Here is a 20,106-nt window from a genome sequence, read left to right on the forward strand (position 1 = left end):
AGGGGAAACCGGCGGGCGCCGTCGTACGTCACGGGTTGACGGTGCTGCCGTCCACCGTGCTCTTGCCGTTGGTGTGCGCGCTGCCCAACCGGGCGAGCAGCCCGGCCAGGTCGATGCCGGTCAGGTCGCTGCCGAGCTGGAGGCCCTGGGCGACGTTGCCGGCCACCGACTTGGTCAGCGACGACGCGCCGTCGGTGGAGATGACGGTCATCTTGTCGATCGCGCCGATCGGGGCGCTGGCCGCGCCGACGACCTCGGGGAGCACCTTGACCAGGAGGTCCAGCACGGCGGCCTCGCCGTACGCGGCGAACGCCTCGGCCTTGCGGGCCATCGCGTCGGCCTCCGCCTGACCCCTGGCCAGGATGGCCGCGGCCTCGGCCGTGCCCTCCCGCTCGACCGCCTCGGCGATCGCGGACCGCCGCCGCTGCTCCGCCTCACCCTCCTTGGCGCCCTCGATCGCGTTCGCCTCGGCCAGCGCGGCCCGGCGGGCCCGCTCGCCCTCACCGGTGAGCCGCGACTGCTCGGCGGCGGCCTGGGCGGCGGCGATGGTGGCCTGCCGCTCGGCGTCGGCGCGCAGCACCGCCGCGTTGCGGGCGGCCTCGGCCTCCTGCTCCACCTTGTACCGCTGGGCGTCGGCCGGCTTGCGCACCTCGGTGTCGAGTTGGCGCTGCTTCAGCTCGGCGTTGCGCTCGGCCACCTTCTGCTGCTCGGAGAGGATCGCCTGGTCCCGCTCGGCCTGGGCGAGCGGCCCGGCCGCGGCCGAGCGCGCCTTCGCCGCGTCGATCTCGGCCTGGATGCCGGCCTGCTTGAGCGACAGGTTCCGGTTCGCCTCGGCGATCGCCTCCTCGGCGAGCAGCCGCTCCTGCTCGGCGGCCTGCCGGGCGCGGGCCTCGGCGATGGCGGCGTCCTTGAGCACCCGGGCGGCCTCGGGCCGGCCCAGGTCGGCGAGGTAGGACCCCTCGGCCAGGATGTCCTGGAGCTGGAACGTGTCCAGCACCAGACCCTGGTTGGTCATCGAGTGCTCGGCCTCCTCGGCGACCGCGCTGGCGAACGCCGCCCGGTCCCGGATGACCTCCTCGACGGTGAGCCGGCCGACGATCGAGCGCAGCGCGCCGGCCAGCACCTCCCGGGTGAAGTTGTCGATCTCGGCCTGCTGGTGCAGGAAGCGCTGGGCGGCGGCCCGGATCGCGTCCTCGGTGCCGCCGACCTTGACGATCGCGACGCCGTGCAGGTCGGCGCGGATGCCCTGCTTGCTCACCGCGCCCCGGATGCCGACGTCGATGCGCCGGCTGGACAGGTCGAGGGACTGCAGCTTCTGCACCACCGGCAGCACGAAGACCGAGGCGCCGAGCACGACCTTCTGGCCGGACATGTCGGTGGATCGGATGCCGTCGGCGGTCTGGGTGGTCCGGCCCTTGCGGCCGGTGACGATGAACGCCTCGTTCGGCCCGGCCACCTTGATCCGGGACAGCACGAACATGACGAGCAGGACGGCGAGGAGGACCGCGCCGCCGATGGCGACGAGCAGGGGCATGGGGGTTCCCGTCTGTTGAGGGAGTCAGTAGGTCTCGACGTGCACGCTGGTCTCGCTGAGCGCTTCGACCACGAAGATCCGGGCGCCGATCGGGATGGGCCCGTCGGCCCGGGCGTTGAGCTTGACCGGCTGGCCGGCGAGGCGTACCCGGACCTCGCCGTAACCGCCGCTGGGGATCGGGGTGACCACCAGGCCGATCGCGCCGGTCAGGTGGTCCCGGGTGGGGGTGGGGTCGGTGCGCATGTTGCGGGCCGCGCGGCTCAACCGGGCCGCCAGCCAGCCGGTGGGCACGGCGGCGAGCGCGCCGCCGGCCGCCGCCGCCGCGACCATCCCGGCGGTACGTCCGCCGAGCAGCTCGTTGACGATCGCGGCGCCGAACCCGAACGCACCGACGAACCCGGCGACCGCCTCCAGCGACACCGGGCCGTCGACGTCCGGATGGCCGAGGTGCAGCACTCCCGAGCCGAGCAGGGCGAGCGTCAGCACACCGACACCGGCTCCGCCGATGATCAGGAAGATGAGCGTCCCCATGGCCACGACCTGCACGGTATCGGTGTGGTGCAACATCCACTGCGTGCAGCGAACCCTCAGCGGCCACTCAGCGGGGTGCGATCGTCACCTCCAGACCGACCAGTTGTCGCGGCAGCGGCTGACGGATCAGCTCCCGGCCGGTGGTGTCGGCGAGCACGAAGTCACCGGTACCGAGCGGCCGGCGGTAGAGCAGCCGGTCGTCGTCGACCCAGACGACGTCCGCGCTGGGCAGCGGGTTCACCACCCGGCCGGTCGCGGCCTCCACCAGCAGCGGCTCCTCGCGGCCCTGGACCACCACCAGTTTCCCGTCGGGTGACCAGGACCATGGTCCGGCCGGGTCTCCGGGCAGCGGCTCGAAGCGGGTCGGCCGGCCGGTGTCGGCGGAGAAGAACTGGACTCCCCGCCGGGGGTGCCGGGCGGCCTCGGACCGGGAGCGGCTCAGATCGGTCTGCTGGAGCACCACGTCGCGTCCGTCCCGGCTCCAGACGAAGAAGCAGTAGTCGCTGCAGGGGAAGGCCCGGGTGTCGACGGGGTGGGGGAACCGGGCACCGTCGGCGCCGAGCACGATGAAGCCGAAGTGGTCCAGTTGGCGGGTGGTGAACAGCACCCGGCGGCCGTCCGGCGACCAACTCGGCGCGGTCAGCGCGCGGCCGACCTCGTACCAGCGGGTCTTTCCGTCGGCCAGGTCGAACAGGCCGATCTCCCGGGGGCGGGCGTCGTCCCGAACCGCGACGAGGGAGCCGGCGGGCGCCGGATAGATGCCGTCGTAGCGGTCGGTGGTCACGTATCGACCGCGGCCGCGGTCGAGCAGCACTCCCGAGCCGGAGCCGCCGGCCACCTGTCCCCGGGTGACCACCCAGTCGCCGGGCAGCACCAACGGCTGATCGGCCCAGGCCGCGCCGGGTTCGGGTCGGAGCGAGGGGTGGGCGTGGGCGGCGGGGTGGCCGGCGGCGGGGTGGGACGCGGTCGAAGCAGCACGAACGGCAGGATCACCGCGATCACCGCGACCACGGTGGCGGCGGCGGTGGTGACCCGCCGCCGGCGGCGCAGCCGTCGACCCTGCCCGAGCGCCCGGAGCGCCAGGTCCGGCGCAGGTGCCGCATCGGCGGCCAGGTCGCGTACGGCCGTCCGGAGCGTCTCGTCCAGCGACGTGCTCATCGGGCCACCTCCGCCGGGTTGGTCATCTCGTCGAGCGCCGGCACGAGATGCCGGAGCCGGGCCAGCGCCTTGGCGCTCTGGCTCGCTACGGTCCCGGGTCGGCAGCCGAGCATCGCCGCGGTCTGCTCGACGCTCAGGTCCTCCAGGTAGCGCAGCGTCAGCACGGCGCGCTGGCGGGGCGGCAGCGCGCGCAGCGCGTCCCGCAGCAGCAGCCGCAGGTCGCTGTCGTCACCGGCCACCGGCCGTTCCGGCAGGTCCGCCACCGACACCTCCGCGCGCCGCGCCCGCCGCCGCCAGCCGGAGACCTGGTCGTGGTAGAGGATCCGTTTCACGTACGGCTCCGCGTCGCCACGGATCCGGGGCCATCGGGCGTACGCCTTCGCCAGCGCGTTCTGCAGCAGGTCCTCCGCCGCGTGCTGGTTGCCGGCGAGCGCGTACGCGACCCGCAGCAGGACCGCTCCGCGCTCGTTGACGAACGCGGTGAACTCCCGGTCGACCTCCGCCACCGTCCACCTCCGTCTCTTCGACGCCCGCGGCGGGGAAAACTTTGCCCGCCGCGCGACAATGGGCGGCATGCGCTGGACCGTGCTCGACTCGCCGATCGGGGAGTTCTCCGTCGGCACCGACGCCGACGCGGTGCGCGGCACGCACTTCGGCCGGGTGGCGGGTGCCGCCGACGAACCCGGCGACGACCTGGCCCGGCGGGCGGTGGCGGAGCTGCGGGCCTACTTCGCCGGGGAGCTGACCGAGTTCGGCGTGCCGGTGTCGGCGCCCCGGGGCTCGGAGTTCGAGCGCGCGGTCTGGCGCGAGATGACAGGCATCCCCTACGGGGAGACGACCACCTACGGCGCGGTGGCGAAGACGCTCGGTGAGCCGGGTGCGGCCCGGGCGGTGGGGGTGGCGTGCAACCGCAACCCGGTGCCGGTGATCGTGCCGTGTCACCGGATCGTGGGGGCGGGCGGCAAGCTGGTCGGCTTCGGCGGTGGGCTGCCGCGCAAGGTGACCCTGCTGGAGTTGGAGGCCGGCGTCGCGCTGCGACGGGCCTGGTCCTGACCCGACCGACCAATTGATCATGAAGTTGGCGGCGCCCGCCGTCCGATTTGTCGCCCGTCAACTTCATGATCGCCGCGCCTTGTCCGCCCGTCGGTGCCCGCTTGGGGCTGATCAAGGAGTTTGTGTCGGCGGCCGTGACTCACCCGTCCTGTTCCGCTGGTGGGCCGGGTGGGGCAGGAGTGGGTGGACGATCTTCGTATGCCCGGCGGGGCTCATACGCGACGAGGGCCGGGTCCCGACGGACCCGGCCCTCGCGATGTGCTTCGTCAGCGCGTCAGCGCTCGACCTCACCGGCGATGAACGCCTCGACGGCGGCGTGCGCGTCGTGGTCGGCGTACTGCTCCGGCGGGGACTTCATGAAGTAGGACGAGGCGGAGAGGATCGGGCCACCGATCTTCCGGTCCAGCGCGATCTTCGCGGCGCGGACGGCGTCGATGATGACACCGGCCGAGTTCGGCGAGTCCCACACCTCGAGCTTCAGCTCCGCGTTCAGCGGGGTGTCACCGAAGGAGCGGCCCTCCAGACGGATGTACGCCCACTTGCGGTCGTCCAGCCACGGCACGTGGTCGGACGGGCCGATGTGCACGTCGCTCTTGCTCATCTCGTGCGGGATCTGGGAGGTCACCGACTGGGTCTTCGAGATCTTCTTCGAGACCAGGCGGTTGCGCTCCAGCATGTTCATGAAGTCCATGTTGCCGCCGAAGTTGAGCTGGTAGGTGCGCAGCAGCTCGACCCCGCGGTCCTCGAAGAGCTTCGCCAGCGCGCGGTGCACGATGGTGGCGCCGACCTGGCTCTTGATGTCGTCACCCACGATCGGCAGACCGGCGTCGGTGAACTTCTGCGCCCACTCCGGGTCGGAGGCGATGAAGACCGGCAGGGCGTTCACGAACGCGCAGCCGGCGTCGATCGCGGCCTGGGCGTAGAACTTGTCGGCCTGCTCGGAGCCCACCGGCAGGTAGGAGACGACCACGTCGACCTGCGCGTCGCGCAGTGCCTGCGCCACGTCGACCGGCTGGGCGTCCGACTCCTCGACGATCTCCCGGTAGTACTGCCCGAGACCGTCGAAGGTCGGGCCGCGCTGCACGGTGACGCCGGTCGGCGCCACGTCGCACAGCTTGATCGTGTTGTTCTCGCTGGCGACGATCGCCTCCGCGAGGTCCATGCCCACCTTCTTGGCGTCGACGTCGAACGCCGCGACGAACTTCACGTCGGAGACGTGGTAGTCGCCGAAGGTGACGTGCATGAGACCCGGGACGCGGTCGTTCGGGTCGGCGTCCCGGTAGTACTCCACGCCCTGCACGAGGGACGAGGCGCAGTTACCCACACCGACGATGGCGACGCGGACGGAGCCCATAGCGTCTGCCTCCTTCTTCTTCATCACGGCCGCTCTGTCCTGGACGTTCCAGGCGTGGGCGGGCTGTCGTTGTCTCCTCGGCCCGTGGCCGTCCCGGTGCCCGGGGCGGTCGGGGCCCGGCCGGAGCGCTCGTTGGCGATGAGCTCCTCCAGCCAGCGGACCTCGCGCTCGCAGGCGTCGAGCCCGTGGCGCTGCAGTTCCAGGGTGTACGCGTCGAGGCGCTCGGCTGCCCGGCCGAGCACGTCACGAAGACCCTCGCGACGTTCCTCGATCTTGCGACGGCGACCTTCCAGGATCCGGAGCCGGGTGGCCTGGTCGGTCCGGGCGAAGAACGCGAAGTGCACGCCGAAGCCCGTGTCGTCGTACGTCTCGGGTCCAGCCTGCGCTATGAGCTGGGCGAAGCGTTCCTTGCCCTCCGCGGTAATGGTGTAGACCACCCGACCGCGTCGGCTGGTCAGCGCGGGAACCTCCTCGGCGGTCGCGGGTGTCTCGGCGGCTTCGGTGATCCATCCCGCCGCCTGCAGCCGTCGCAGGGTCGGGTAGAGCGAGCCGTAGCTGATCGCCGCCCGGATGGCGCCGAGCTTCGCGGTCAACTCCTTGCGCAGCTCGTAACCGTGCATCGGCGCCTCCTGCAGGAGACCCAGGATGGCGAACTCGAGCACGGGCGCCGTCCCTTCTTTCCCCCTGCGCGGAGAGCTAACCACCGCGATGTATCGGTCCGATACATCGAACGTTAGCGGACGGCGGTGGCCAGGGCAAACCCCCGTCTACGCGACGCGATCATCACTGATCGTGACCATGGTCGCCTGGGTTCGCCGGAGCGCGTACCCTTTGCCGCATGCGTACGCAGCGCCAGGTGGTCGACTACTCGCTCCAGAAGCGAGCGGTGCTGCGCGAGCTCCTGGCCGGGCGGATCGGCACGTACGACGTGTGCGACGCCTCGCCGTACCTGAAGAACGCCGCGCGCTTCCACGGCGAACCGACCGACCATCGCTGCCCGATCTGCCGTAGCGAGAACCTGATCCACGTCCACTACATTTACGGTGACGAACTCAAGCAGTCGGCGGGTCAGGCGCGTACCCGGGCGGAGTTGCCCGTCCTGGCCATGACGCTGCGTGAGTTCCAGGTGTTCGTGGTGGAGGTCTGTCCCGGCTGCGACTGGAACCATCTGGTCGAGCAGTTCCTGCTCGGCCGGGACGGTCTCGCGGACGAGGCGGCGGACGCGACCGGGGCGGTCACGGCCGACGGCTCCACCCCTCGGCGAAGGCGAGAGGCGCAACGGTGAACGCGACTGTCCCGATCGTCGCCGGCCCGTTTCCCGGGCGGCACGAGCGACAGTCTTTAAGCGTAATTGGTCCGAATAGATCGGATTTGACGGGTGCACGCCGGCAGGGCCGGCAGGTAGCGTCCCGTGTTTCAGCTCACGGCAACCCGGTGGCGACGCCCCCGCGTCCCACCGCGACCGGCAGGGTGTGAGGAATGAACTACGGCGATCCCAGTTCTTCGCGTGGGCGGGCCCAGATCCCGGGCCCGAACGGCGACACCGGCTCCGAGCGGAGCCCGCGCGGAAACGGCTGGTCCGGCGCCCCGGAGGGCGGAGCCTCGGCGCGCGCCTCGGTCACCCCACGCGGCGCCGGCGGCCGGGCTCCGGTCAGCGGCGTACCACCGATGCCGCGCGGCGCCGCGGGCGCGGCCCCGGTCGGCCGTGCCGGCGCGGGCCGTGCCTCGGTCCCCGTCTCGCCGGCACCCGGCGTCTCCGGGCGCGCGGGCGCCGGACGGGCGTCGGTCCCGGTCTCCCCGGCCGGTCCGGCCGGACGCGCCTCGGTCGGCGCGGCGAGCGTGGGCGGCGCCGGGCGGGCCGGTGTCGGCGCGGCGCCGGTCGGTGGCCGCGCCGCGGTGGCGCGAGCCGGCGTGCCCGGCTTCAGCGGCGGCGGTCCGGGTGGTCCCGGTGGCCCGGGCGGCCCGACCGGTCCCGGCCGGAGCGGTCGTGGTGGGGACCCGGCGCGGGCGAAGAAGCGGCGTCGGCTCAACATGCTGATCGCCGGCTTCGCCGTGTTCATCATGCTCGCCGGCATCGGAGTGGTCAGCTTCACCTGGTACTCGCAGAAGGTGCTGCTCCCCGAGGACACCATCCCGCCGCTCTCCACCACCATCTATGACTCGACCGGGAAGACGCCGATCGCCCGGATCGGTGACCAGAACCGCCAGTTGGTCACCATCCAGCAGATCCCGGAGCACGTCCAGCACGCGGTCGCGGCCGCCGAGGACCGCAACTTCTACCGCCACTCCGGCGTGGACTACAAGGGCATCGCCCGGGCCGCGTGGAACAACCTCAGCGGTGGCGACAAGCAGGGTGCCTCGACCATCACCCAGCAGTACGCGCGCAACGCGTTCGAGAACCTGAACCAGGACACGTACGGCCGCAAGGTGAAGGAGGCGATCCTCGCCTCCAAGCTGAACGACAAGTACGACAAAAGCGTGATCATGCAGCACTACCTGAACGTCATCTACTTCGGACGTGGCGCGTACGGCATCCAGGCGGCCGCGCAGACCTACTTCCAGAAGGACGTCGCCAAGCTGACCGTGGCCGAGGCCGCGGTGCTGGCCGCGCTGATCAAGCAGCCCGAGCCGAGCGCCACGCACCAGGGCTTCGACCCGGCGATCAACCCGCAGGACGCGCTGGACCGGTGGAACTACGTCATCAACGGCATGATCACCGAGAAGTGGCTCGACGCGCCGAACATGCCGCAGCACCCCACCGAATACCCGAAGAACATCCAGAAGCCGACGAAGACCGGCGCCGGCAGCTTCGGCGTCAACACCCCGTACGGCAACGTCGTGAACTACGTCTCGCAGGAACTGCGTGAGATGAACCTCTGCACCGACAACGAGGCCGAGGCGACCGCCGACAAGCCGCTCTGCGCGAAGGCGCTCAGCCGCGGCGGCTACAAGATCACCACGACGATCGACAAGAAGATGCAGGACGCGGTGCTCGACGCGGCCCAACGGGCCAAGAAGGGCTCCGCGCTCGCCGGGCAGCCGTCGAACCTCATGGCCGCGGTGGTCTCGATCGACCCGAAGACCGGCGGGGTACGCGCCTACTACGGCGGCGACAACGGCACCGGCACCGACTACGCGGGCAAGAACGTGGAGAACGGCGTGGTCAGCGGCGGTCACTCGCCGGGGTCGAGCTTCAAGATCTACACGCTGGCGGCGGCCCTCAAGGAGGGCATCTCCATCAAGTCCCGGTGGAAGGGCTCGGCGTTCACGCCGAAGGACACCAAGTTCAAGGTCAGCAACGCCGGCGCCGACCGGGTCAAGTGTGGCGACTCCTGCACGCTGGAGTTGTCCACGCTCAAGTCACTGAACGTGCCGTTCTACTACATCACCGAGAAGATCGGCCCGGACAAGGTCGTCGAGATGGCCAAGCAGGCCGGCGTCACCACCATGTGGCGGACCGACACCAACCCGGCCAAGGCGTACGACCTGACCAAGGTGAAGGACACCAAGGAGGTCGCGCCGGACCCGTTCTTCAACGTGGTCGGCTACGGCCAGTACCCGATCACCGTGCTCGACCACGCCAACGGCGTCGCCACCTTCGCCAACGAGGGCGTCTACAACAAGGCGCACTTCATCAAGCGGGTCCAGAAGCAGAACCCGAGCACCGGCAAGTGGGACACCGTCGGCGGCGAGAAGCTCAAGGGGCAGCAGCGGATCGACAAGGACATCGTCGCCGACGTCACGTCCGTGCTGAAGCAGTACCCGGGCCAGGTGAACCGCCGGCTCGACGACGGCCGTCAGGCCGCCGAGAAGACCGGCACCTGGGAACTCGGCGACGGCAGCACCCGCAACGGTGACGCCTGGATGATCGGCTACACGCCGCAGCTCGCCACCGCCGTCTGGGTCGGCAACCTCAAGGACCGCAAGGCGATCAAGTACAAGGGCGGCGAGGACATCAGCGGCGCCAAGATGCCCGGTGAGATCTTCCAGCGCTTCATGAACGACGCGCTCAAGGGCAAGGACAAGGAAGAGTTCCCGCCCGCCGCGAACATCGGCAAGGACGACGTCGGCAACGGCGAGATGCCCGCGCCCCCGCCCCCGGCCGGCGGCCCCACCTGCGACCCGCTGGGCCTGTTCTGCCCCGACGGCAACCAGGGCGGCGGCAACCAGGGCGGAAACCCGGGTGGCGGCAACCCCGGCGGCGGCGACCAGGGCGGTGGTCTCCCCGGCTTCCCGGGTGGCGGCGGCCGGGGCGGTGGCGTGCTGCCGAGCACCCCACCGACCAGGCAGACGAACTGACGCGTACCACCTGACGGCGGCGGCCGGACCCGAGCGGTCCGGCCGCCGCCGCGTTCCGCGGACCGGAATTTCTCCGCGCGCGGCGGGACGGACACCCCCGGCGTACGGCAGGATGCCTCTCCATGAGCACCCAGTCGACCGCAGGCATCGATGAGCCCGGCTCGTCCGGGGAGGCGCCCCGACCCGGAGCGGCCACCGACCACCCGTCCCGCTCGGACTGGTTCGTCCGGGGCACGTCCGGTCTGATCGGCGGGCCGCTCGGTGACCACGCCACCGCTCTGGACCGGCCGGCCGGTCGCGAGGGTCGATTCTGGACCGCGGCGCGGATCGTGCTGGCCCTGGTCTGCCTCACGCTCGCCCTGCACTGGGTGCAGAAGTCCCCCTGCCAGGACGGCGCCTGGCAGAACAACGTCCAGTACACCCGGATGTGCTACACCGACGTGCTGGCGCTCTACTACGCCGAAGGGCTCAACGAGGGCAAGGTCCCCTACGCCGACCACCCGGTGGAATACCCGGTGCTCACCGGCTACTTCATGGGCGCGCTCGGCCTGCCGGTGCACGCCCTCGGCGTCGACAACCCCGGCATCAACCAGGGGCAGTGGTTCTACAACCTCAACGCGCTGGTGCTCGGCGCGCTCGCGGTCGCCACCGTCGCGGTCATCCTCAACCTGCGCCGACGACGACCCTGGGACGCGGCACTGTTCGCGCTCTCCCCGGCCCTGGTGCTCACCGCCACCGTCAACTGGGACCTGCTCGCCGTCGGCCTGGCCGCGTTCGGGCTGCTCGCCTGGGCGCGCGCCCGACCTGACCGGTACGGCATGCTGCTGCCCGGATTGGCCGGCGTGCTGCTCGGGCTGGGCGGCGCGGCGAAGATGTGGCCGCTGTTCCTCCTCGGCCCGATCCTGGTCCTCACCGCAAGGGCCGGCCGGCTGCTGGCCGGGCTCGTCGCCACCGGCACCGCGCTGGTGACCCTGGTCGCGGTCAACCTGCCGGTGGCCATTCCCTACCGGGAGAGCTGGGGCCGGTTCTTCGACCTGAACACCACCCGCCCCATCGACTGGGGCACGCTCTGGTACATCGGCCGCTACCTGGACGGCCGGATCAGCCCGTCCGCCCCCGGCGAACTCGGGCCGTTCGAGTGGCTCAACGCCAACATCTCCGCGCTCAACTGGGTGTCGTACCTGCTCTTCGGGCTGGCCTGCCTCGGCGTGGCCGCGCTCGCGCTGCTCGCCCCGCGCCGGCCCCGGCTCGCGCAGGTCGCCTTCCTCGTCGTCGCCGCCTTCCTGATCTTCAGCAAGGTCTGGTCGCAGCAGTTCGTGCTCTGGCTGCTGCCGCTCGCGGTGCTCGCCCGGCCGCGCTGGGGCGCGTTCCTGGCCTGGCAGTTCGCCGAGGTCTGCTACTTCGCCGCCTTCTACGGCGAACTGCTCGGCACCGCCACGTCCCGGCCGGTGTTCCCCGAGGGCGTCTTCGTGCTGGCGTCCACCCTGCGCCTGGTCACCGTGGCGGTCCTCTGCGGCTTCGTGATCCGGGACATCGTGCGACCGGAGCGGGACGCGGTGCGCCAGACCTACGCCGACGACCCCGACGGCGGGCTGCTCGACGGCGCACCCGACGCGCCCTGGCACCAGCGGTGGCGTGCCGGTGCCACCGCCGACCGCCCCGCCGAACCCGTGCCCGCCTGACCGGTGAGGGACCGGCGGGGACCACGGCCGCGCCGCGCGGTCCTCGGCGCGGCCGGCCTCACAGCCGGTAGACGACCGCCTCGCCGACCTGCTCCCGGGTCACGCCCAGCCCCTCCACCGGCCGGTCGAGCATCCCCTCCCACGGGGTGCCGCCCAGCTCGTCCCGGAGCACCACCACGTTCTTGACCCCGATCTGCCGCAGGTAGTCGACGCTGGCGTAGTCGGGGAAGCTGACCGTGGCGTCGCGGACCCGGGCCTGGGAGTCCGGCGTGAAGCCGCTGCCGCCGTTGACCATCCGCTGGAACCGGTCGGTCGACCAGACCATCACCGGCTGATCCAGGTTCTGGCTGCTGGGCAGCACCAGCATCGGGCCGTCGACGGTGCGCATCGCCGCCGGCTGCTGCGGCACCACCGGGTGCGGGGTGACGTTCAACCCTTCGACCAGCACCAGCGCCAACGGCACCAGCGTGGCCAGCCGCAGCCACGGGCCCGGCCACGGCGGGACCCGTTCCGCGGCCAACTCACGCACCCGGGCGCAGAACGCGGTGACCGCGCCCGCCGCGAGCAGACCGAGCAGCAGGGTCGTCCAGAGCATCATCCGACCCGGCGTCCGGAGCCCGTTCCAACCCGGCAGGTAGTCGAAGAGCAGCACGTAGGTGAACCGGCCGTCGAGGAACCGGGTGCCCATGGCCAGCGCCATCGTCACCAGCACCCCGGCGAGCAGGAAGAGCCGGTGCCGGACCCGCCAGACCGAGAAGAACAACCCACCGGCGGCCAGCGCGTAGAGCGCGAAGCCCGGCAGCAACGTCATCTCCGGGTGCCACGGCAGCGCCGCCCGTGCCCCCTCGTGCAGCTCGCCCCAGACCCGGGACTCGGCCGGCGCGGTGAAGAAACCGCTGGCCGGCGGGGAGTAGAGCTGGATCTCGGCGAGCGTGCGCGCCGCGTTCGGGTGCAGCTCGGCGACCTTGAAGAACGGAATCGCCAGCAACCCGCCCACGGCGGCGAAGACGAGCGCGCCGGCCAGGTCGGCCAGGAACAGCCGCCGCCCGAACGGGCGCTTCACCCGACGCCGGCGGACGAACCACAGCACCACCGCGACCAGCCCGACGCCGGCCAGCAGGTAGGCGAACGGCAACCCGATGCCGAAGCCGAGGCTGAGCTGCCAGGCCGCCACCAGCCAACCGGCCAACGCCCACCCCGCGTGCCGGCGACGCGGACGGTAGCCGTGGCGCAGCGACCAACCGTGACCGCGGGCGAGCATGGCCAGCGCCAGCGGGATGCCACCGTTGGAGATGATGTGCAGGTGCCCGGCCTGGGCCAGCAGCCACGGCGCGTACGCGAAGCTCACGCCGGCCACCGCGCCGCCGATCCGGCCCGCGCCGAGCTGCCGGGCCAGCGCGTACGCCCCGAACGCGGCGAGCGCGTGCGCCAGCACGAACATGATGTTGTAGCGCAGCACGGCCTGCTCCGGGCCGACCCCGATCAGGCCGGCCGGGGCGTATCCGAGCAGCGTGTCGGAGAACGCGAAGCTCCAGTTCTCCGGGAAGAACGTGTTGGAGTGCCACAGCATCGCCGGGTCGGTGCGCAGGATGTGCCCGGACCAGGCCATCTGCCACGCCTGCAGGCTCGGGTCCCAGTAGTCCTGCGGCAGCGTGTAGCGCGGGTAGCGAAGCGTGGGCCAGGTCATCGCGGCGGCCAGCGCCAGCGTGGCGACGGCGGCGAGCGTCCACTCGTGCACCAGGAACCGGCCCACCGCGCGCGCGACCCGTCGAGCCCGGCCGAGCACCGGCTCGGGCGCCGGACCGAACGCGGTCCAACGATCCGCCGGCTCGTCGCCGTCCGTACTGTCGGCCTTGCCGTCGCTGCCGGCCTTGTCGTCGCTGCCCGTACCGCCGGACTTGTCCTTGTCGGCGCGGGCGTCGGCGCTGTCCGTACCGTCGGCCTTGTCCTTGTGCTCGGCGGCGCTCGCGTCGTCGGCCTTGTTCCCGACCGCAGGCTGCGGGTCGGCGCCGGACCGGTCACCGGTCGCGCCGGACTGCTCCGTGGTCATGCCCCGGCACCCAGCTGCCCGCGCAGGAACGCGATGTCGGACGCCTGGCCCTCGACGCCTCCCGGGGTCTCGACGATCACCGGTGCGCCGGCCGCCCGGATGACCGCGACCAGCAGCTCGGGATCGATCGTGCCGCCCGTGAGGTTGTCGTGGCGGTCCTGGCCCGAGTCGAAGGCGCCCTTGGAGTTGTTGGCGTGGACCAGGTCGATCCGGCCGGTGATGGCCTTCACCCGGTCGACCAGGCCGAGCAGATCCTCGCCGCCGGCGTGGGCGTGACAGGTGTCGAGGCAGAAACCGACCTCGTGGTCGCCGAGCGCGTCCCAGAGCCGGGCCAGCGCGTCGAGGTGCCGGGCGCAGGCGTTGTCACCGCCGGCGGTGTTCTCGATCAGCACCGGCAGCGGGAAGCCGCCGGAGTCGGCCGCGTACGCGAAGGTCTTGCGCCAGTTGTCGAAGCCCTTGGCGAGGTCGTCGCCGGCGGTGACGTGGCCGCCGTGCACGATCAGCCCCTTCGCGCCGACGGCCGCGGCGGCGGTGGCGTGGCCCAGCAGGAGCTTGCGGCTGGGGATGCGGATCCGGTTGTTGAGCGTGGCCACGTTGATCACGTACGGCGCGTGGACGTAGAGGTCGACGTCGGCGGTGCGCAGGCGTTCGGCGTCCTCGCGCGGCTTCGGGGCCTTCCAGCCCTGCGGGTCGGCGAGGAAGAACTGCACCGCGTCCGCCTCCCGGGCGGCCGCCTCGGCCAGTGGGTCGGCCGGATCGACGTGGGCTCCGATACGCATGCAGGGCAGCCTACGTCGCCCCTGCGACGCGCGGTGCGCGCACGCGGGGTGGTCGCGGTTCCCGGACGCGTCACCACCCGGCCCGGCGGTCGTTGTGCGAGGTGGGATCGATGGTCGACGCTCCACCCGGACGTGGTCCACAGCACGGGACGGGTGGGCAAGGCCCCCGGCAACGGGACGCCCCGCCGTGCGGCCCGGCACGACGGGGCGCGATCCGCTCAGCGGCGACACCGCAATCGGTCAGGTGGACGAATTTCTTCATTTACCCCAAGTGGTGACGAGAGCCGCTGTATGGTCAGACCAGGCAACAACATGATAAAGCTCCGCGGGGCGTCCTCGATCCAACCTCATCGGTGTGGTCGTTCCTCCCCAGGTCCCACCCAAGGAATGCGGACGGGACGCCCCGCGGCCCCGTGGACAGGGGTCCACCTTCTCGGCGCGCGACGCCGGAGGTGGGCCCCTGTCACCGCCTCCGGAGCCACCCGGACCACCGGCCCCGGCATGATCGTCCGGACCGGCTATCCTGGTCCGGTTGTCCGCGTCCGGCCGGGTTCCCCCGGCATCGGGCGGGCAACGACGCACGACCTCCTGCCACGGAAGGACCGTGGCCGCCTAGCCCACAGGAGGTGAGCACGTCTTGCGTCACTATGAAGTCATGGTGATCCTCGATCCCAGCCTCGAGGAGCGCACCGTCGCCCCGTCTCTCGACACGTACCTGAACGTGATCCGGACCGCGGGTGGCTCGGTGGAGAAGACCGACGTGTGGGGCCGCCGGCGCCTCGCGTACGAGATCAACAAGAAGGCCGAGGGCATCTACGCCGTCGTCGACCTCCAGGCGACGCCGGAGGCCGTGGCCGAGCTGGACCGTCAGCTCCGACTCAACGAGTCGGTGCTGCGCACCAAGGTCATTCGCCCGGAGATGCGCTGAGCATCTAGACCCGGCACGTCCGGATCAAGCCTCATCCGCGCTGTCGGAGGGCTCTGAGAGCCTGTACGGCACAACGATGAGTGCGCGAGGAGATGGTCATGGCAGGAGACACCACCATCACGGTCATCGGCAACCTGACCGATGACCCCGAGTTGCGGTTCACCCCCTCCGGTGCCGCGGTCGCCAAGTTCCGGGTCGCTTCGACGCCCCGGTTCATGGACAAGGCGTCCGGCGAGTGGAAGGACGGCGAGCCGCTGTTCCTCTCGTGCACGGTCTGGCGCCAGGCCGCCGAGAACGTCGCCGAGTCGCTGCAGCGCGGCGCCCGGGTGATCGTGTCCGGCCGGCTTCGCCAGCGGTCGTACGAGACCCGCGAGGGTGAGAAGCGCACCGTCATCGAGCTGGAGGTCGACGAGATCGGCCCGTCCCTGCGCTACGCCACGGCGAAGGTGCAGAAGATGTCCCGCTCCGGTGGCGGAGGCGGCGGCTTCGGCGGTGGTGGCGGTGGTGGCCAGGGCGGCGGCGGAGGCAACTTCGACGACCCCTGGGCCTCGGCTGCCCCGGCCCCCTCCCGCGCTGGTTCGGGCGGCGGAAACTTCGACGAGGAGCCCCCGTTCTGATGGCGCCGAGCGCCCGCGATCGCAAACCAGGAGCAAGAGCAATGGCGAAGGCTGCGGCACTGCGCAAGCCGAAGAAGAAGGTGAACCCGCTCGACAAGGACGGGATCACCTATATCGATTACAAGGACACCGCGCTGCTGCGCAAGTTCATCTCCGACCGCGGCAAGATCCGCGCTCGACGGGTGACCGGCGTGACCTCGCAGCAGCAGCGGCAGATCGCCCGTGCGGTCAAGAACGCCCGCGAGATGGCGCTCCTGCCGTACACGGCCACGGCACGCTGAGGGGAGGCACGGACATGAAGATCATCCTCACTCAGGAGGTGTCCGGCCTCGGCTCTCCGGGCGACATCGTCGAGGTCAAGGACGGCTTCGGCCGTAACTACCTGCTGCCGCAGGGCTTCGCGATCGCCTGGACCAAGGGCGCCGAGAAGCAGGTCACGGTCATCAAGCGGGCCCGCTCGGCCCGCGAGGTCCGCGACCTCGGCCACGCCAACGAGATCAAGGGCCAGCTCGAGGGCCTGAAGGTCAACCTGAAGGCCCGCGCCGGCGACGGCGGGCGGCTCTTCGGTTCGGTCACCCCGGCCGAGATCGTCGACGCCGTCAAGGCGGCCGGCGGCCCGAGCCTGGACCGTCGCCGGCTGGAGACGCCCGGCCACATCAAGTCGCTCGGCGCCTACCCGGTCAGCATCCGGCTGCACCCCGAGGTGACCGCCAAGTTTGACCTGAACGTGGTCAAGGGCTGACACCCACCGCACGACGCAAGGGGCCCGCACCGGTTGTCCGGTGCGGGCCCCTTCCGCATGCCCGCCTCAGCCGATCGCCTGCCCGGTCACCGCGCTGATCACCACCGTGGACAGGCCACCACCCACCACGGCCGCCGCCAACGCCACCGTCGCCGACCGCCAGGTCGTCCCGACCTGACGCAGCAGCACCGCCACCACGAGGCTGCTCACCAGCGCCAGCCCGAACCGCGGCGCCGCCGCCGACAACGACGCGAACGCGTGCGCCCGCGGCGAGTCACAACCGCCGCCGCTGATGTCGGTCACGCACCCCGGTGGCGCCTGCCCGTCCAGGAACACCAGGCCCAGGAAGAGCAGCACCGCCGGCACCAGGTAGCAGGCCGCCGTGTAGACCAACGGTCGCAGCGGACCACCCGGATCCGGGTCCAGCAGGTCGTCCTCCAGCCGCCGGCCCCACGAGCCGCCGCCGATGGTGTCCATCCCCCGCCGCAACGCGGACCCACCCGCCCCGACCGGCTCCACCGGCCGGCGACGGGGCGCGGCCCGCGGGCGCGGCGACGGGTACGCGACCATCGGCGAGCGCGGCGCCGAGGTCGGCGTCTCCATCCAGCGCGGATCGTCGCCCGCCAGGCGGGTGCCCGACCAGAACTCCTCGGCCCGCTCCGGCGACGCCCAACCCTCCCGGACCGGCGGCGCCGTACGGTCCCACGGGTCGACCGCCGGGTAGCGGTCGCCGGTGTCCCGCACCCGGTCGAGGTGACCGGTGTCGGTGAACCGGTCCCACTGGCCGGTGTGCTCGGTGCGGTCCCACCGGTCCTCCGGCCGCTCCCACCGGTCCCCGGAGGCCGGCCGACCCCACGCGTGCACGCCCGAGGCGTCCCACGGGTCGACCGCCGGCGGCTGCTCCACCGGCGCCGGCTCGGCGGCCCGGCCCCGCTCCCACGGGTCGACCGCCGGGGGCGGCCAGGAGGAACCCGACGTCGACCGCCGGCTGCGGCGGGTCGGCCGCTCGGCCTCCCACCCACCGGGATCAGCAGCCGGTCTCACTTCCTCCGGCAGCCCCGACCAGGTCACCTCCGGCCTGCGGGTGGCCGCCCGGCGGGGCCGGCTCCGCGGGACCGAGCCGGACACCGGGTCTTCCTCGCCCTCGGCCCGCCGGCTCCCGACGTACCCCCGCTCCTGCGGGACGTCGAGCGTCCACTCGGCGGTGTGGTCCGACACCGGCGCGGCGCCGATGGCCCGCAGCTCACGCCGGCCGCCGTCCTGCCGCCACCCGGCGTCGGCGCGCCAACCACCACCCGAGGACGGCGACTCGACCTCGTCGCCGGCGTCGTCGTCCGGAGCGGCGTGCCGGCCACCACCGTCGGCCCGGCTGATCCCCGACTCGACCGCCCACCGCGGAAGGTACGCGTCCACCGGCTCGTCCTGGCCACGCTCGATCGCCCGCCGCCGGCTCGGAGTGCGGTGGCGCTCCGGCGCGTACCTGTCGACCTCGCGCGGACCGCCGGAGGTGTCCCAGGAACCGCTCGGCCGGCGCTCGCGCGGGGTGTCCTCCCCGCTTGCCCAGTCCCGGTGTCTCACGGCCGGAGCGTGACCCTTCTCAACCCGAAAGTGCAATCCGCTGTCCAGGTGCAGCCGTTCGCAGCGATAGTACGGGACGAACGGCGACAAGGCTCGACCTGAAATCTTCCGTCCACAGGGTGGGGATGGGAAAAGCCCAGGTCAGGAGCGATAGGCCCGGAATTCCCCATCACTTTTCCACACCCTGTGCACACCCTGCGCACATGCCGGCGCCCCTGCGTCCACAGGTTGTCCCGAGGCTCGTCCACCGACTGTGTTGGTGGCTGACCTCGGGATCCGTATCGTGGCCAGCGACCGCCGGGCGATGACCCCCGATCGACCGGAGGGTCGGCGGAAGTTGTCATACCCCGGCGATAGAGCTGGACTCGATCCGACGCAGCAAGGGGGGACCCGTGTCGGTCACCGACGAGACGCGCGCGGAACGGCCCGGGGGACAACCGTCCGAGCCGCCGCGCCGGGACGCGTCCTTCGAGAAGACCCCGCCCCAGGACGTCGCCGCCGAGCAGTGCGTCCTCGGCGGCATGCTGCTCTCCAAGGACGCCATCGCGGACGTCGTGGAGATCCTCAAGACCAACGACTTCTACCGCCCGGTGCACGCCACCATCTTCGACGCGATCCTCGACATCTACGGTCGCGGCGAACCCGCCGACCCGATCACCGTGGCGGCGGCGCTCGCCGACTCCGGCGACCTCGCCCGGATCGGCGGCGCTCCCTACCTGCACACCCTGATCGCGAGCGTGCCCACCGCGGCCAACGCCGCCTACTACGCCCGCATCGTCGGCGAGCGGGCCGTGCTCCGCCGGCTGGTCGAGGCCGGCACCCGGATCGTGCAGCTCGGCTACGGCACCGGCCCGAGCGGCAGCCGGGACGTGGACGACATCGTCGACCTCGCCCAGCAGGCCGTCTACGAGATCACCGAGAAGCGGGTCAGCGAGGACTTCGCGATCCTCGCCGACATGCTCCAGCCGACGCTGGACGAGATCGAGGCGGTCGGCGCCCAGGGTGGCGTGATGACCGGCGTGCCGACCGGCTTCACCGACCTCGACCGGCTGCTCAACGGCCTGCACGCGGGCCAATTGATCATCGTGGCCGGGCGGCCCGGTTTGGGAAAATCGACCGCCTCAATGGACTTCGCCCGAAATGCGGCTATTCGCGCCAACCAGGCGGCGGCCATCTTCTCGCTGGAGATGAGCAAGGTCGAGATCGTCATGCGACTCCTCTCGGCCGAGGCCCGCGTACCGCTGCACATTCTTCGCAGCGGACAGCTCTCCGACGACGACTGGACCAAGCTGGCCCGCTGCATGGGCGAGATCAGCGAGGCGCCGCTCTTCGTCGACGACACCCCGAGCATGAACCTGATGGAGATCCGGGCGAAGGCACGTCGGCTGAAGCAGAAGCACGACCTGAAGCTGATCGTCGTCGACTATCTCCAGCTCATGACGTCACCGAAGCGCACCGAGAGCCGGCAGCAGGAGGTCGCGGACCTGTCCCGTGGCCTGAAGCTGCTGGCCAAGGAGGTCGAGTGCCCGGTGATCGCGGTCAGCCAGCTAAACCGTGGCCCCGAGCAGCGTACCGACAAGCGTCCCCAGTTGTCCGATCTGCGGGAATCGGGATCTATTGAGCAGGATGCTGACGTTGTTATTCTTTTGCACCGCGACGACTACTACGACAAGGAGTCGCCGCGAGCCGGGGAGGCGGACTTCATTGTTGCCAAGCACAGAAATGGTCCGACCGACACGGTGACGGTTGCGGCCCAGCTACACCTGTCGCGTTTCGTGGACATGGCCATCGTCTGAGCCCG

The 20,106-nt window shown here is 71.5% G+C and carries 19 protein-coding genes; 9 read left to right on the forward strand and 10 right to left on the reverse strand.

Going from position 1 to position 20,106, the window contains the following annotated elements:
- Nucleotides 1-28: 28 nt before the first annotated feature.
- From H1D33_RS24205 to H1D33_RS24225, 5 genes are read right to left on the reverse strand one after another with little or no spacing between them, the layout of a single operon-like run.
- On the reverse strand, nt 29-1,534 hold the full coding sequence (locus tag H1D33_RS24205) for a flotillin family protein (protein WP_181570978.1): 1,506 nt from the start codon (nt 1,532-1,534) through the stop codon (nt 29-31).
- Nucleotides 1,535-1,558: 24 nt separating this feature from the next.
- Complete coding sequence (locus H1D33_RS24210) at nt 1,559-2,101, reverse strand: NfeD family protein (protein WP_181570977.1); 543 nt, start codon at nt 2,099-2,101, stop codon at nt 1,559-1,561.
- Nucleotides 2,102-2,132: 31 nt separating this feature from the next.
- Nucleotides 2,133-2,849: a TolB-like translocation protein gene (locus H1D33_RS24215; RefSeq protein WP_307755243.1), complete on the reverse strand. Its 717-nt coding sequence runs from the start codon at nt 2,847-2,849 to the stop codon at nt 2,133-2,135.
- Entirely contained in the window at nt 2,846-3,223 is a 378-nt protein-coding gene (locus tag H1D33_RS24220) for a hypothetical protein (RefSeq protein WP_307755244.1), read from the reverse strand. Before H1D33_RS24220 ends, H1D33_RS24215 begins: the two co-directional genes overlap by 4 nt.
- A complete protein-coding gene (locus H1D33_RS24225) occupies nt 3,220-3,729 on the reverse strand; it encodes a SigE family RNA polymerase sigma factor (protein ID WP_246411902.1) in 510 nt (169 codons plus the stop codon). The genes H1D33_RS24220 and H1D33_RS24225 overlap by 4 nt, the downstream gene beginning before the upstream one ends.
- A 67-nt stretch (nt 3,730-3,796) precedes the next feature.
- Between H1D33_RS24225 and H1D33_RS24230 the strand changes: the two genes are divergently transcribed.
- A complete protein-coding gene (locus H1D33_RS24230) occupies nt 3,797-4,276 on the forward strand; it encodes a methylated-DNA--[protein]-cysteine S-methyltransferase (RefSeq protein ID WP_181570974.1) in 480 nt (159 codons plus the stop codon).
- 274 nt (nt 4,277-4,550) lie between these two features.
- Here H1D33_RS24230 and H1D33_RS24235 read toward each other — a convergent pair whose 3' ends face one another.
- Together H1D33_RS24235 and H1D33_RS24240 are read right to left on the reverse strand one after the other, a co-directional pair.
- Nucleotides 4,551-5,630 carry an inositol-3-phosphate synthase gene (locus H1D33_RS24235; protein ID WP_181570973.1) on the reverse strand — a complete coding sequence of 360 codons (1,080 nt, stop codon included), beginning with the start codon at nt 5,628-5,630 and terminating at the stop codon, nt 4,551-4,553.
- A 23-nt stretch (nt 5,631-5,653) separates the two neighbouring features.
- Complete coding sequence (locus H1D33_RS24240) at nt 5,654-6,292, reverse strand: PadR family transcriptional regulator (RefSeq protein WP_181570972.1); 639 nt, start codon at nt 6,290-6,292, stop codon at nt 5,654-5,656.
- A gap of 176 nt (nt 6,293-6,468) precedes the next feature.
- On the opposite strand from H1D33_RS24240, the gene H1D33_RS24245 reads away from it, so the two are divergent.
- The 3 genes from H1D33_RS24245 to H1D33_RS24255 all read left to right on the forward strand — a co-directional run bounded on the left by H1D33_RS24245 (nt 6,469) and on the right by H1D33_RS24255 (nt 11,611).
- Complete coding sequence (locus tag H1D33_RS24245; protein WP_181570971.1) at nt 6,469-6,915, forward strand: DUF5318 domain-containing protein; 447 nt, start codon at nt 6,469-6,471, stop codon at nt 6,913-6,915.
- A gap of 194 nt (nt 6,916-7,109) precedes the next feature.
- Nucleotides 7,110-9,929: a transglycosylase domain-containing protein gene (locus H1D33_RS24250; protein WP_181570970.1), complete on the forward strand. Its 2,820-nt coding sequence runs from the start codon at nt 7,110-7,112 to the stop codon at nt 9,927-9,929.
- A 122-nt stretch (nt 9,930-10,051) separates the two neighbouring features.
- A complete protein-coding gene (locus H1D33_RS24255) occupies nt 10,052-11,611 on the forward strand; it encodes a glycosyltransferase family 87 protein (protein WP_181570969.1) in 1,560 nt (519 codons plus the stop codon).
- A 58-nt stretch (nt 11,612-11,669) separates the two neighbouring features.
- Here the strand turns inward: H1D33_RS24255 and H1D33_RS24260 are convergent, their stop codons facing one another.
- Nucleotides 11,670-13,661 carry a hypothetical protein gene (locus H1D33_RS24260; protein WP_181570968.1) on the reverse strand — a complete coding sequence of 664 codons (1,992 nt, stop codon included), beginning with the start codon at nt 13,659-13,661 and terminating at the stop codon, nt 11,670-11,672.
- Nucleotides 13,658-14,440 (reverse strand): deoxyribonuclease IV, encoded by a 783-nt coding sequence (locus H1D33_RS24265; RefSeq protein WP_181570967.1) that lies wholly within the window; start codon nt 14,438-14,440, stop codon nt 13,658-13,660. Before H1D33_RS24265 ends, H1D33_RS24260 begins: the two co-directional genes overlap by 4 nt.
- Nucleotides 14,441-15,077: 637 nt before the next feature.
- Here H1D33_RS24265 and rpsF point away from each other — a divergent pair.
- The 4 genes from rpsF (at nt 15,078) to rplI (ending at nt 16,727) form a co-directional block, all read left to right on the forward strand.
- Entirely contained in the window at nt 15,078-15,368 is a 291-nt protein-coding gene (rpsF, locus tag H1D33_RS24270; protein WP_088643630.1) for a 30S ribosomal protein S6, read from the forward strand.
- Nucleotides 15,369-15,448: 80 nt separating this feature from the next.
- The gene (locus tag H1D33_RS24275) at nt 15,449-15,985 is read left to right on the forward strand and encodes a single-stranded DNA-binding protein (protein WP_175441301.1); all 537 of its coding nucleotides are present in this window, start codon (nt 15,449-15,451) and stop codon (nt 15,983-15,985) included.
- Nucleotides 15,986-16,026: 41 nt separating this feature from the next.
- Nucleotides 16,027-16,266: a 30S ribosomal protein S18 gene (gene rpsR, locus H1D33_RS24280; RefSeq protein ID WP_007073789.1), complete on the forward strand. Its 240-nt coding sequence runs from the start codon at nt 16,027-16,029 to the stop codon at nt 16,264-16,266.
- A gap of 14 nt (nt 16,267-16,280) precedes the next feature.
- On the forward strand, nt 16,281-16,727 hold the full coding sequence (gene rplI / locus H1D33_RS24285) for a 50S ribosomal protein L9 (RefSeq protein WP_181570966.1): 447 nt from the start codon (nt 16,281-16,283) through the stop codon (nt 16,725-16,727).
- Between the two features lie 66 nt (nt 16,728-16,793).
- On the opposite strand, the gene H1D33_RS24290 is transcribed toward rplI, so the two are convergent.
- Nucleotides 16,794-18,305, reverse strand: coding sequence for a hypothetical protein (locus tag H1D33_RS24290; RefSeq protein WP_181570965.1), 1,512 nt, complete (start codon nt 18,303-18,305; stop codon nt 16,794-16,796).
- Nucleotides 18,306-18,697: 392 nt separating this feature from the next.
- Here H1D33_RS24290 and dnaB point away from each other — a divergent pair, with 392 nt between their 5' ends.
- Entirely contained in the window at nt 18,698-20,101 is a 1,404-nt protein-coding gene (gene dnaB, locus H1D33_RS24295; RefSeq protein ID WP_181570964.1) for a replicative DNA helicase, read from the forward strand.
- Nucleotides 20,102-20,106: the final 5 nt, after the last annotated feature.

This window comes from Micromonospora ferruginea (assembly GCF_013694245.2).
Taxonomy (GTDB): Bacteria; Actinomycetota; Actinomycetes; order Mycobacteriales; family Micromonosporaceae; genus Micromonospora; species Micromonospora robiginosa.